Genomic DNA, 12,729 nt, shown 5'->3' on the forward strand with positions numbered 1-12,729 from the left:
ACATGCGTCGGCTGCTGGGAGCATTGCTGGTGATGTGCTTGCCCACTGTCGCGGCGGCCTCGACGGCTTGTCCGTGGCCGGCCTGGGAGCGTTTCAAGACCGAGTTGGTCAGCGAAGATGGCCGGGTGCTCGACCGCAGTGACAAACGCTTGGTCTCGACGTCCGAAGGGCAGAGCTACGCGTTGTTCTTTGCCCTGGTGGGCAATGATCGCCAAGCCTTCGCCAACGTGCTGCGCTGGACCAGCAACAACCTTGCCGAAGGGAACCTCGCAAGGCATCTGCCAGCCTGGCTTTGGGGGCGTAGCCCGCAAAACCAGTGGCAGGTGCTGGACAGCAACAATGCCAGCGATGCCGACCTGTGGATCGCCTACAGCCTGCTCGAAGCAGGGAGGCTCTGGAGCGAACCCGGCTATGGCCAATTGGGCCAGAGCATGCTCTGGCGTATTGCGGCACAGAGCGTCCGCAAGCTTCCCGGCCTGGGCGTCATGTTGCTACCCGCGGACTACGGTTTCGAGAGCGACAAGGGCTGGCGGTTGAACCCCAGCTACCTGCCACCGCAACTGTTCGACCGCTTCGCCCTGGTCGACCCGTTGTGGGGCGAGATGGCCAGTAACGTTCGCCGAGTCTGGTTGCAGGCTTCGCCCAAAGGGTTCGCACCGGACTGGCTGTTGTGGACTCCAGCGGCCGCTATCCGCCCCGACCCTGAGCATGGAAGTGGCGGTGACTATGACGCCATTCGCGTTTACCTGTGGCTCGGCATGCTGGCCGAGGGGGCGGCGCAGCGCGACGAGATGCTGCGCCATTTCGCACCGATGGCTGCGTTGACCCTGCGCAGCGGCCTGCCGCCGGAAAGCATCGATGCCCGCAGCGGTCAGGAAAGTGGCCATGGCCCGATTGGCTTTTCAGCGGCCTTGCTGCCACTGCTGGCCAGCATTCCGAATGGCCAGGTGGCCCTCGAAGCCCAGCGCAAACGGCTGCATGAGTCACCGGCCGAGCCGCAAGCGTATTACAACCAGGTCCTCGCCTTGTTCGGCCAAGGCTGGGACGAAGCCCGCTATCGCTTCGACAAAGAAGGTCGTTTGCTGCCTGCCTGGAGTGCACCATGTTCCGAATGATCGGCGTGCTGACGCTGAGCGCGTTGTCCTGTGCCGTGGCCGCTCAACCGAAGGACAGCGACGGGCAGCGCCAATGGCTGCTTGAGCAGGTGCGAATCGGCGAGGCGTTGCACCGTGACGATCTGGTTCATAACGCCCTGGCCAGGTTGCGGTTGTTGGAGCCACGAAACCCCGACGCGTTGCTCGCCGCGCTGAGCCTGGCGCTGCGTGAGCAAAAGCCGCAGGAAGCAGAGCAACTGCGCGAAAGCATAAGCCAAGTCGCTCCCGGCAGCCCCCAGGAGCGCCAGGCCAGGCGTTTGCTGCAACTGCAGCAGCCGGAGCAGGTGCAACGCCTTCAGCAAGCCCGCCTCATGGCCGTGACAGGGCGCTATGACGAGGCACTGGTTGCCTATGACCAGTTGTTCGCGGGCGAGCCCCCTAGTCTGGAGTTGGCCCTGGATTATTGGCGCGTGCGAGGAAACCTCGCCGGTCAGCGGCCGGACGCGATCGAGCAGTTGCAGCAACTGGATCGACAGTACCCGGGCAACGCCGGTCTACGGCAAACCCTGGCCAGCTGGTTGTTCAGTGAAGGGCGCAACCACGAAGCGCTGGCGGTGCTCGAACAGCTGTCCCGCGACCCAGCGGCACGCGACGCTGCCGCGCAGCGCGAATTCGACTATCTGTCCGAACAACCTGTGAGCGCCAACAGTGTCGCGGGCTGGCAGGCTTTCGCCCAGCGCTATCCCGCTTCGCCGCTGTTGCCACTGGCCGGCGAAAACCTCAAGCAGCAGCGCACCCTCGTGGCTGACCCTGCCTGGCAGGCCGGCCAGCGGGGCAAAGCGTTGCTCGACCAGGAGCAGAACGTTCAAGCCGAGGCACAACTGCGCCTGGCGCTGCGTCGTTATGCGGACGATGCAAGCCTGCACGGGGCGCTGGGCGTCGCATTGATGCGCCAGCGTCGCTATGCGGAGGCGAACACGTCATTCCGCCAGGCGGCGTCCATCGAGCAGAACACTCGCCTGATGAGCAAGTGGAAAGACCTTGAAGCGTCCAGTCAGTACTGGGGCCTGCTGCAGAAGGCAGACAGCTTGCTCGAGAAGCAAGACCTGCGCGGTGCTCGTGCACTTTACCAACAGGCGCGTCAGCAACGTCCTGAAGACGAGTTCGCCTTGCTTGGTCTGGCCGATGTGGCATTTGCCGAAGGCGATCTGGCCGGTGCCGAGCGGCAGTACCTGCAAGTGCGGCGAATGGTGCCGGACAATGAAAGCGCGGTGCGCGGCCTGATGCGTATCTATCAGGCGCAATCCACGGCCAAGGCCGAAGCCTATCTGGACAGCTTGCCAGCAGCGCAACAGGCCCAGTTCGCCAGCCTGCGCCGCAGCCTTGTCCTTGGCCGCCTGCGCGAGCAGGGCGACGCGGCCCTACAGCGACAGGACTGGATCACTGCCAGCCAAGTGCTGGGGCAGGCTGTCGAGCTCGCACCGGATGAGCCATGGCTGGTTTATCAACTGGCCAACAGCCTGCGCCAGCAAGGGCGTGACGGCGAGGCGGACGCCGCGTTCGCAAGGTTGCTGCAGCGCCAGCCAGCGGATCCGGCTACCCGCTATGCCCATGGCTTGTACCTTGAGTCCAGCGACCGTGATGCATTGGCTCGCAATACCCTGCAGGCTGTCCCGCAAAGCGCCTGGACCGACGATATGCATGCGCTGGACAAGCGCGTGCGTCGTCGCATGACCTTGGCGCAAGCTCAGCGCTTGCAGGAGCAGGGCCGTACCGATGAGGCGACCGCCGTTCTGGAAGCGGGTCTGGCCCACGGCGAGGGTGACCCCGACGACCTCCTGCTGATGGCTGACTGGGCGGCAGAGCGGGGCGAGCATGGCAAGGCCCGTGGCTATTACCAGCGTGTGCTGGACGTTCAGCCGCAGCGAGCCGAAGCGCGCCTTGGCGTGATGGAGAGCTGGGTTGCCGAAGGTGACCTGGCGCGTGTGCGACAGGCATTGGCCGCACAGCCGCTGCAACTGAACGATCAGGAGATCGACTCCCAGCGGCGCCTGGCGACCGTCTGGGTCGCATTGGGTGAGAAGGACAAGGCCGCCAGGCTATTGGACCGGATTGCCGCGCGGCAGACCCAGCCCGACCCATTGCTGCGCCGAGATGCTGCCCGCCTGGTCGCGGCCAAGGACCCTCAGCGGGCGCTGGACTTGTATGCCGCAGCGATGGCCGACGCGCAGTTGCTCAGCCGCTCGGCGGTATCGCCACGCGACGACCGCGCCCTGACCTTGGCCAGTCGCGCCAAGGACGCGGACGACTGGTTGGTGCGCAGCCTGCGCAGCGATGTGGATGAGCTGTACCGCCAGCGCAATACCAACGTCACCCTGATGCATGACTACGGTTGGCGCAAGAACGACGGCACTCCTGGTATTTCCAGGTTGAGCACCCAATCGACCCTGCTGCATGTCGATACCCCCTGGGAAGACGGTAGGGCGTTTGCGCGCGTGGAGCGCATCGGCATGGATGCTGGTTCGTTCGATCTGGACGAGAATGGCAACAACACCGCTGATTTCGGTACTTGCCAGTTTGTCGGCGTCACCCGTAGCGGGGTGCTATTGCCGACCTGCCGCCCGGGCTCGCAAACGGCCAATGGAGGTGTTTTGGCGCTTGGTTGGCAGAACGAGCGCTGGGGCTTCGACCTGGGCACTACCCAAGGGTACGAGGTCAATAACTGGCTGGGCGGCGCAATCGTCAACGGCGACCTCGGACAGGTCGGTTGGTCGCTGGCTGCCTCGCGCCGGCCGATGAGCAACTCGTTGCTGTCTTTCGCAGGTGCTCGCGACCCGGCTACCAACGTCCGCTGGGGCGGTGTTACGGCCAACGGTGCCACCCTTGGCCTGAGCTGGGACCAAGGTGGGGACCATGGCGTCTGGGCAAGCCTCGGGCACCACTGGCTGTACGGTGAGAACGTTGCCGACAACCAGCGTACCCGCGCGATGGCCGGCTATTACTACCGTGCGGTCGAAAAGGCGGACGAGCGCGTGCGGGTCGGCCTGACCCTGATGCACTGGCGATATGACAAGGACCTGGGAGGCTACAGTCTGGGCCAGGGCGGTTACTACAGCCCGCAGCGCTATGAGTCGATCGGAGTACCGGTCAGCTATGCCTGGCGCAACTACGATTGGTCGTTCCTGGTGGAGGGGTCGGTCAGTTGGTCCCGTGCCCACAGCGACAGCAGTCGTGTCTATCCGAACGAGAGCCTGAACCGCAAGTTGCTGGCGCGTTACGACATCATCGCGTCGAACATCGACGCCATGACCGAAGCCAGCGACAGCAATGGCCTGGGCTACCGCTTGCATGGGGCGTTCGAACGGCGCTTGAGCGACCGCTGGGCATTGGGCGGTGGGTTCGACTGGCAACACAGCGATGACTACGCACCCAGCCATGCGATGCTCTATGTGCGCTACATGTTCGAACCATGGCGAGGCAACCTGGCGTTACCGGTCACCTCACTGGAGCCCTACAGCGAGTGGCGCTGATGGGCATCCAGCGCTTGGGGCGATGCATGAACGGCTTCATATGGTTATTCGTTAAAGATATTTAAATTATTTTTCTTATGCCCTTATAGTCGCTTCCACTGCGTACCCGCCGACCAATCGGCGCGCCGCACGACTTGAACCCACACGGGAAAACCCCGTGCGTTTCTGATCGTCGCGCGCCCTGAAGTCGCGCACTGCGTGGGAGTGAAACATGTCAGCCGCCTCGAACGCCTTGTCGTCCATCGACAGCGCCCAGCCGCAATTCTTCGAAATCCGTCCATTCTCCGGTGCCGTGGGGGCCGAGATCATCGGCCTGGACTTGGCCAAACCAGTCAACGCCGAAGATTTCCAGCGCATTCACCGTGCCCACCTTGACCACCATGTGCTGGTGTTCCGGGAGCAACGGATCAGCCCCGAACAACAAATCGTCTTCAGCCGCCGCTTCGGCGAGCTGCAGATTCATGTGCTCAAGCAGTTCCTGTTGGCGGGCCACCCGGAAATCCTGATCGTGTCCAACATCGTCGAGGAAGGTCGCAACATAGGCCTGGGTGATGCTGGCAAGTTCTGGCACTCGGACCTTTCGTACAAGGAACTCCCCAGCCTCGGCTCGATGCTCCATGCCCAGGAGCTGCCCAGCGAAGGGGGCGACACGTTGTTCGCTGACATGCACAAGGCCTGGGACGCGGTGCCCGAAGCCCTGCGCAAGGTGGTCGAGGGCCGCAGCGCTGCACACTCCTATACCGCGCGCTACGCCGAGACCAAGTTCGAAGGCAACTGGCGTCCGACCCTGACCGCCGAACAACTGGCTCAAGTACAGGAGGTCATCCATCCGGTGGTGCGTACGCACCCGGAAAACGGGCGCAAGGCACTGTTCGTCAGCGAGGGGTTCACCACCCGTATCGTCGGCCTGCCAGAGGACGAAAGCCGTGACGTGCTGCAGCAGCTCTACGCCTTGAGCGTGCTTGAGCAAAACATCTACCGCCATCAGTGGCAGCCCCATGACTTGGTGTTCTGGGACAACCGCTCGCTGATCCACCTAGCCACCGGCTGCCCCGCACACCTGCGGCGCAAGCTGTACCGCACCACCATCCAGGGCGATGCCCCGTTCTGACGACTGAGGAACCACATCATGCGCAAATCCATCAGCCGCCTGGCGGCGAGCTTCGGCCTGGGCGCAAGCCTGGTCATCGGCAGCCTCGCCGCACCCGCGGTAGCCCAGGCCGAAGGCAAGATCCGCATCGCCGAGCAGTTCGGCATCGTCTATCTGCTGTTGAATGTGGTGCGCGACCAGCACCTGATCGAGAAGCACGGCAAGGAGCAGGGCATCGACATCGAAGTCGACTGGGCCCAGCTTTCCGGTGGCGCCGCGATCAACGACGCGTTGCTGTCTGGCTCGGTTGACATCGCAGGTGCCGGTGTCGGCCCGCTGCTCACTGTCTGGGACCGCACCAAGGGCCGGCAGAACGTCAAGGCCGTGGCTTCGCTAGGCAACTTCCCGTACTACCTGGTCAGCAGCAATCCTAATGTGAAGACCATCGCCGACCTTTCCGAGAAGGACCGCATCGCGGTGCCGGCCGTGGGTGTTTCGGTGCAGTCACGCTTCCTGCAGTACGCTGCCGCGCAGCAGTGGGGTGACAAGGAATACAATCGCCTGGACAAGTACACCCTGGCCGTTCCGCACCCGGATGCCACCGCAGCCCTGTTGGCGGGTGGCACGGAACTCAATGGACACTTCTCCAACCCGCCGTTCCAGGACCAGGTGTTGGCCAACAAGAACGTGCATGTAGTGCTCAACAGCTACGACTTGCTAGGGCCAAATTCGCCGACCTTGCTGTTCGCCACCGAGAAATTCCGCAAGGACAACCCCAAAACCTACAAGGCCTTCGTCGACGCGCTGGCCGAGGCGGCGGACTTCGCCCAGAAGAACAAGGCCGCCGCGGCCGATACCTACATCCGCGTGACCAAGGCCAAGATCGACCGTGACGCGCTGATCAAGCTCATCGACAACCCGCAATACGAATTCACCGTTACGCCGAAGAACACCTACAAGCTGGCGGATTTCCTCTACCGCGTCGGTGCCATCAAGAACAAGCCGGAGTCGTGGAAGGACTACTTCTTCCAGGATGAACGCCCGCTGCAGGGGAGCTGATCGATCATGACCGCCCCATTGCCAGGCCACACGGCCAGCAACCTGAGCCGTGCCGACGCACCCGCCTTGCTGCAGGTGAATAATCTCAGTCTCGAATACCGCACGGCGCAGCGCGTGGTGCGGGCTACCCACCAGGTCAGCTTCGAAGTCGATCACGCCGACCGATTCGTTCTGCTCGGCCCGTCTGGTTGCGGCAAGTCCACCTTGCTCAAGGCCGTGGCCGGCTTCATCGAGCCCCAGGAAGGGCAGATCCTGTTGCAGGGCCAGCCGGTCAAGGGCCCCGGCCCCGACCGCATCGTGGTATTCCAGGAATTCGACCAACTGCCGCCGTGGAAGACGGTGAAGCAGAATGTGATGTTCCCGCTGCTGGTGTCTGGTCAGCTCAAGCGCGCCGAGGCCCAGGAGCGCGCCCTGCACTATTTGAACAAGGTTGGCCTGGCGGCATTCGCCGATGCCTACCCGCATACCCTGTCGGGTGGCATGAAGGCGCGGGTGGCCATTGCCCGGGCACTGGCCACCCAGCCCAAGATCCTGCTGATGGACGAGCCTTTCGCCGCGCTCGATGCACTGACCCGTCGCAAGATGCAGGAAGAACTGCTGCTGCTTTGGGAAGAGGTGCGTTTCACCCTGTTGTTCGTCACCCACTCCATCGAAGAGGCGTTGGTGGTGGGTAACCGCATTCTGCTGTTGTCGCCGCACCCAGGGCGGGTGAGGGCGCAAGTGCACAGCCATCAGTACGACCTTGGCAGCCTGGGGGCTGCCGATTTCCAGGCCAGCGCCCGGCGTATCCATCGTCTGCTGTTCGACGAGGCGGACGCACCCGAGCAGGCGGCTGACCTCGGCTTCAACGATATTCGCATCGCCTACTGACAGGAGCTCAGCCATGACCACTACACCTGTACGCCAGGAATACGAGGTGCAGCTGGAGCCGCTGCTCAGTGTGCCTCTTGAACGTCGACTGCCACTGGCCCAGCGCCTTTGGCAACTGGGCGGGTTGCGCAAGGTGGTGATCCTGATCGCCATCGCCGCCCTGTGGGAAGCCATCGCCCGCTACCAGGGCAATGACCTGTTGTTGCCGAGCTTTTTGCAAACTGCAACAGCGCTCTGGGACGGCATGTTCAGTGGTGAACTGCCAGCCAAGGTCGGCGTGTCGCTGGTGGTGTTGCTCAAGGGCTACGTGCTCGGCATCGTCCTGGCGTTCGGGCTGACCAGCCTGGCGGTATCGACCCAGCTCGGACGCGACTTGCTCGGCACCCTCACCTCGATGTTCAACCCATTGCCGGCCATCGCCCTGCTGCCCTTGGCCTTGCTGTGGTTCGGTCTGGGGGACAACAGCTTGATCTTCGTGTTGGTGCACTCGGTCCTTTGGGCGCTGGCGCTCAATACCTATGCAGGGTTCCTCGGGGTATCGGACACCTTGCGCATGGCCGGGCGCAACTACGGCCTCAAGGGACTGCGCCTGGTGTTGCACATTCTGGTGCCGGCAGCGTTGCCGTCGATTCTGTCGGGGCTGAAGATCGGCTGGGCGTTTGCCTGGCGTACCTTGATCGCGGCGGAACTGGTGTTCGGCGCCAGCAGCGGCAAGGGCGGCTTAGGCTGGTACATCTTCCAGAACCGCAACGAGCTTTACACCGACAAGGTGTTCGCAGGCTTGGCCGTGGTTATCCTGATCGGCTTGCTGGTGGAAGGGTTGGTGTTCAACACCCTGGAGCGGCTGACGGTGCGGCGATGGGGAATGCAGCGGTAGATGACGGTGCAAACGACCTTTGCCAAGCCGCGCGGCGGGAGCCCCCTCCCTTGGCGCGACTGGCTTTGGCCTAAAGGCGCTCAATCCGCATCGGAGTCGAACAACCGCTCCAGCTCCATGCGCGCCTCCTTGGCGGTCTGCATGACTTTTGCCCGGTCATCGCGCACCTGTCCCTGAGCAACCAGCACTTCTTCATCATGCTGGGTGAATCGTTCGATGCGGTCAGTGGCCTGCTCTTCGCTCAAGCCCAACCCAACCAGAGCGCGGCGTGACATTTCCAGGCTCGAGTAGAACGTCTCGCGAATCGGTTCGGCACCCACATCCACCAGCTTGTGCACATGCTGACGGTTGCGTGCGCGTGCCAGCACCTTCAGGTGGGGGTACAGACGCTTCACGCGTTCCGCCGTGCGAGTGGTGATTTCCGGATCATCTGTGGTGATCACGAAGTACTCCGCTTCGCCGACCTTGGCCGCGTGCAGCACTTCAGGACGCAGTGGGTCGCCGTAGAACACCGGAGCCTGCTCGAACATGCGCGTCATTTCGATGGCGTCCACCGACGTTTCCAGGGCAATGAATGGGATCTTCTGGGCCCGCAGGATACGCGACACGATCTGCCCCATGCGGCCCATGCCGACAATCACCACGCGTGGCGTACCAGCATCGATGGACTTGTACTGCTCCGGCACTTCACGCGGTGGCTGCGGGCGTTTCAGTGCCCGAGCGCAACCGAGCATCAGCAGCGGCGTGATGGCCATCGACAGGGTGATGGTCATCAGCAGCAGGTCGTAAGTCTGGGCATCGAACAAGCCCTGGTCCTTGCCGAGCTTGAACACCACGAAGGCAAACTCGCCACCCGCCGCCAGGACCATGCCCAGGCGCAGGGCGCTGGCGCTGTTCAGGCCACCGGCCAAACGCCCCACCCCAATCAACAGCACCAGCTTCACTGCCACCAGCAACAGTGTCAGGCCCAGCAGTACCAGCGGCATGTCCAGCAGCAGGCGCAGGTTAGCGCCCATGCCCACGCTGATGAAGAACAAGCCCAGCAGCAGCCCTTTGAACGGTTCGATTTGCGATTCCAGCTCGTGGCGGTACTCCGAGTCAGCCAGCAGCAGGCCGGCAAGGAAGGCGCCCAAGGCCATGGAAATACCGGCTTGCTCCATCAGCCAGGCGGTGCCGATGACCACCAGCAGCGCCGTGGCGGTGGACACTTCCGGCAGTCCGGTACGGGCCACCGTGCGGAATACCGGACGCAGCAGGTAACGACCACCGACGATCACCACGGCGATACTGGCAAAAACCTTGAGGCCATGTTCCAGACTGTCGCCGTGGCTGGTGTCAGGGCCACTCGCGGCCAACAGCGGTACCAAGGCAATCAACGGGATGGCGGCAATGTCCTGGAACAGCAGGATGGCGAACGCCAGGCGGCCATGGGGGGCATTGAGTTGCTTGCTTTCGGCCAGGCTCTGCAGGCCCAGGGCGGTAGACGACAACGCAAGGCCCAGGCCCAGCACCACGGCGGCGGGCAATGACTGGTCGAAGCCATACAAGGCAATGGCACCGATGACCGCGCCGGTCAGCAGCACCTGTGCAGTACCAACGCCGAACACCGATTTGCGCATCAGCCAAAGGCGCCGAGGTGACAGTTCCAGGCCGATGATGAACAGCAGCAGGACGACTCCCAGTTCCGAGATGTGGGCGACGCTTTCGGTGTCGCGAATCAGGCCCAACGCCTGCGGGCCGATGGCCACGCCGGCCAGCAGGTAACCAATGACGGCGCCCAGTTGCAGGCGCTTGGCCAAGGGCACGGCGACAACGGCGGCGAGCAGGAAGATGACGGCGGTTTGCAGCAGGCTGCTTTCATGTGGCATAGGCTCGGACTCCATGAGCTGCCTGGGCAGCGAGGTACAGGGTGAATACGCATTTTGCGGACTGTGGCCGGGTACGACAATCCCGCGGCGAGGGGACAGATTGTCCCATCATGGAAGACAATCAATGCCCGCCAAACTGCGCCCGATACTGCGCCGGCGTCATGCCGATTCGCTCGCAAAATACTTTGCGCATGTGCCGGTCGCTGCTGAATCCGCATTGTGCCGCCACGACTTTCAATGGCAGGTCGCTCTCTTCCAGCAGCTTGCGCGCCCGGTCTATACGGGCATTCTGCAGGTACTGCATGGGTGTGATGCCGACTTCGCGCTGGAAAGCACGGGCGAAGTTGCGGCTGCTCATGGCCACCCGCTCAGCCATTTTCTGCACCGTGAAGGGTTGCTCGATATGGTCGACGATGTAGGCCTGAGCGCGGGCGATGGGGGTGTCGTCCCGAGGTACAGCTGCCAACAGCGGCCCATACGGCGTCTGCCCGCCCTGGCGATGGCGGGCTACCAGCAACACCTTCGCCACCTCCAGGGCAAGCGACTTGCCGTGGTCTTCCGCCACCACGGCCAATGCCAGGTCGATACCCGCGGTGATGCCGCCGGAAGTGATCAAATTGCGGTCCATGACGTAGATCTGCTCGGTTTCCACTTTCGCTTCGGGAAAGGCCCGGGCCAGGCGCTCTACGTAGTTCCAGTGAGTCGTGCATCGATAACCGTCCAGCAACCCGGCACGCCCCAGCAGGAAGACGCCCGTGCAGATGGCACCGAACCGTCTGGCGCTACGCGCCGCCTGGGGTAACCAGCGCTCCAGTGCGGGCAAGGCGACATCGTAGGCCCCCGGTCCACCCGGCACCAGCAGCAGGTCGACCGCCTCGGGCAAGTCTTCGAGGGGCGCATCGGCCAGGGCCTTCAACCCACAGGATCCGCGAATCGCGGCGTGCCCTTCGGCCACCGTGATCAAGCGATAGTGTCGATCCTCCGGTAAGAACCGGTTGGCGATGGCAAAGGCATCCAGCGGGCCGGTGACATCCAGCAACAGCACATCATTGAACAACACCATGGCCACGGTGCGGTGAGCACGATTTTCCTGCATGCCTTTCTCGCCTTGATACGGGCCCGTTCAGGGGCCGACTACTGAACACGAAACTCATCTTAGGTTATCGGTCTGGCAGGGAGGGCCAGTAGTGCAGGTTTAAGAACTATTAAGGTTCGGCTCAGGACTTTGTCATGCTCCGGGCGCGAGACTTTCTCCATTGAACAGGAGAGTCGCCATGCACCCGGACCCTTGCCCTCCCGGCGCCCTGACCCCCGCCCGCCTGCATCAGGCCAAGGAGCTGATGCTGCGCAGCTCGTTGTCGATCATCGAGATTGCCGGGGTGTGCAACCTCACCCGCAGTCACTTCTCGCGCGCCTTCAAGGTCACCACGGGTCTCTCGCCCCAGGCATGGCGTTTGCTGGCGCGGATGGAAAAGGCCAAGCGCCTGCTGGCCACCGAGGCGCCGATCACCCATGTGAGCCTGGAGTGCGGTTTTTGCGATCAGGCCCACTTCACCCGTGCATTCAGCCGTCTGGTCGGACAACCGCCCAAAGCCTGGCGTCAGGCAGCCAAGGCCGAGCCCCTCGGCGCACATCCTTAAGCCGAAAGTATCCGTCGGTATAGCCACATAGGGACAGTACCGGCCCCGTTCACCCAACCCAAGGAGTCACACTCATGAGCCAACCAGACTACAAGCGCCTGAACAAAGACGACGCAGTCGTATTGCTGGTCGACCACCAGACCGGCCTGATCTCGCTGGTGCAGGATTTTTCCCCCAACGAGTTCAAGAACAATGTGCTGGCCCTGGGCGATCTGGCCAAGTTCTTCGGCTTGCCAACCATCCTCACCACCAGCTTCGAGCAAGGCCCTAACGGCCCGCTGGTGCCAGAGCTCAAGGAAATGTTCCCGGATGCTCCCTACATCGCACGTCCGGGGCAGATCAATGCCTGGGACAACGAAGACTTCGTCAAGGCGATCAAGGCGACCGGCCGCAAGCAACTGATCATCGCGGGTGTAGTGACTGACGTCTGCGTGGCGTTCCCGACCCTGTCGGCGCTGGCCGAGGGCTTCGAGGTGTTCGTGGTGACCGACGCCTCGGGCACCTTCAACGAAACCGTGCAGCAGGCTGCTTGGGTACGCATGACCGAGGCGGGCGCGCAGATGATGAACTGGTTCTCGGTGGCCTGTGAGCTGCACCGTGACTGGCGCAACGATATCGAAGGCCTGGGTAACCTGCTGTCGCAGCGTATTCCCAACTACCGCAACCTGATGAACAGCTATGCGGCCCTGAGCGCCCGCTGA

At 63.1% G+C, this 12,729-nt stretch carries 10 protein-coding genes; 8 read left to right on the forward strand and 2 right to left on the reverse strand.

The window, feature by feature from the left end:
- Positions 1-2 precede the first annotated feature (2 nt).
- The 6 genes from bcsZ to VXM67_RS03080 all read left to right on the forward strand — a co-directional run bounded on the left by bcsZ (position 3) and on the right by VXM67_RS03080 (position 8,520).
- On the forward strand, positions 3-1,115 hold the full coding sequence (gene bcsZ / locus VXM67_RS03055; RefSeq protein ID WP_027907875.1) for a cellulose synthase complex periplasmic endoglucanase BcsZ: 1,113 nt from the start codon (positions 3-5) through the stop codon (positions 1,113-1,115).
- The gene (gene bcsC / locus VXM67_RS03060; RefSeq protein ID WP_367237491.1) at positions 1,103-4,624 is read left to right on the forward strand and encodes a cellulose synthase complex outer membrane protein BcsC; all 3,522 of its coding nucleotides are present in this window, start codon (positions 1,103-1,105) and stop codon (positions 4,622-4,624) included. The genes bcsZ and bcsC overlap by 13 nt, the downstream gene beginning before the upstream one ends.
- A 211-nt stretch (positions 4,625-4,835) precedes the next feature.
- Positions 4,836-5,735 (forward strand): TauD/TfdA family dioxygenase, encoded by a 900-nt coding sequence (locus tag VXM67_RS03065; RefSeq protein WP_023378086.1) that lies wholly within the window; start codon positions 4,836-4,838, stop codon positions 5,733-5,735.
- An 18-nt stretch (positions 5,736-5,753) separates the two neighbouring features.
- On the forward strand, positions 5,754-6,773 hold the full coding sequence (locus tag VXM67_RS03070; protein ID WP_367237492.1) for an ABC transporter substrate-binding protein: 1,020 nt from the start codon (positions 5,754-5,756) through the stop codon (positions 6,771-6,773).
- A 6-nt stretch (positions 6,774-6,779) separates the two neighbouring features.
- Positions 6,780-7,643 carry an ABC transporter ATP-binding protein gene (locus VXM67_RS03075; RefSeq protein ID WP_023378088.1) on the forward strand — a complete coding sequence of 288 codons (864 nt, stop codon included), beginning with the start codon at positions 6,780-6,782 and terminating at the stop codon, positions 7,641-7,643.
- A 13-nt stretch (positions 7,644-7,656) separates the two neighbouring features.
- Positions 7,657-8,520 (forward strand): ABC transporter permease, encoded by an 864-nt coding sequence (locus VXM67_RS03080; RefSeq protein ID WP_023378089.1) that lies wholly within the window; start codon positions 7,657-7,659, stop codon positions 8,518-8,520.
- 80 nt (positions 8,521-8,600) lie between these two features.
- On the opposite strand, the gene VXM67_RS03085 is transcribed toward VXM67_RS03080, so the two are convergent.
- On the reverse strand, positions 8,601-10,388 hold the full coding sequence (locus VXM67_RS03085; RefSeq protein WP_023378090.1) for a monovalent cation:proton antiporter-2 (CPA2) family protein: 1,788 nt from the start codon (positions 10,386-10,388) through the stop codon (positions 8,601-8,603).
- Between the two features lie 121 nt (positions 10,389-10,509).
- The gene (locus VXM67_RS03090; RefSeq protein ID WP_023378091.1) at positions 10,510-11,484 is read right to left on the reverse strand and encodes a GlxA family transcriptional regulator; all 975 of its coding nucleotides are present in this window, start codon (positions 11,482-11,484) and stop codon (positions 10,510-10,512) included.
- A gap of 178 nt (positions 11,485-11,662) precedes the next feature.
- Here VXM67_RS03090 and VXM67_RS03095 point away from each other — a divergent pair, with 178 nt between their 5' ends.
- The gene (locus VXM67_RS03095) at positions 11,663-12,028 is read left to right on the forward strand and encodes an AraC family transcriptional regulator (RefSeq protein WP_023378092.1); all 366 of its coding nucleotides are present in this window, start codon (positions 11,663-11,665) and stop codon (positions 12,026-12,028) included.
- 74 nt (positions 12,029-12,102) lie between these two features.
- Positions 12,103-12,729, forward strand: coding sequence for an isochorismate family cysteine hydrolase YcaC (gene ycaC, locus VXM67_RS03100; RefSeq protein WP_023378093.1), 627 nt, complete (start codon positions 12,103-12,105; stop codon positions 12,727-12,729).

The sequence above is a fragment of the Pseudomonas sp. Rh2 genome (assembly GCF_040762985.1).
Taxonomy (GTDB): Bacteria; Pseudomonadota; Gammaproteobacteria; order Pseudomonadales; family Pseudomonadaceae; genus Aquipseudomonas; species Aquipseudomonas taiwanensis.

Bases quoted from the DNA above. Each gene is read 5' to 3' on its own strand.
- ycaC (WP_023378093.1), top strand. From the start codon at position 12,103: ATGAGCCAACCAGACTACAAGCGCCTGAACAAAGACGACGCAGTCGTA.
- VXM67_RS03085 (WP_023378090.1), bottom strand. From the start codon at position 10,388: ATGCCACATGAAAGCAGCCTGCTGCAAACCGCCGTCATCTTCCTGCTC.
- bcsC (WP_367237491.1), top strand. From the start codon at position 1,103: ATGTTCCGAATGATCGGCGTGCTGACGCTGAGCGCGTTGTCCTGTGCC.
- VXM67_RS03090 (WP_023378091.1), bottom strand. From the start codon at position 11,484: ATGCAGGAAAATCGTGCTCACCGCACCGTGGCCATGGTGTTGTTCAAT.
- VXM67_RS03080 (WP_023378089.1), top strand. From the start codon at position 7,657: ATGACCACTACACCTGTACGCCAGGAATACGAGGTGCAGCTGGAGCCG.
- VXM67_RS03095 (WP_023378092.1), top strand. From the start codon at position 11,663: ATGCACCCGGACCCTTGCCCTCCCGGCGCCCTGACCCCCGCCCGCCTG.
- bcsZ (WP_027907875.1), top strand. From the start codon at position 3: ATGCGTCGGCTGCTGGGAGCATTGCTGGTGATGTGCTTGCCCACTGTC.
- VXM67_RS03075 (WP_023378088.1), top strand. From the start codon at position 6,780: ATGACCGCCCCATTGCCAGGCCACACGGCCAGCAACCTGAGCCGTGCC.
- VXM67_RS03065 (WP_023378086.1), top strand. From the start codon at position 4,836: ATGTCAGCCGCCTCGAACGCCTTGTCGTCCATCGACAGCGCCCAGCCG.
- VXM67_RS03070 (WP_367237492.1), top strand. From the start codon at position 5,754: ATGCGCAAATCCATCAGCCGCCTGGCGGCGAGCTTCGGCCTGGGCGCA.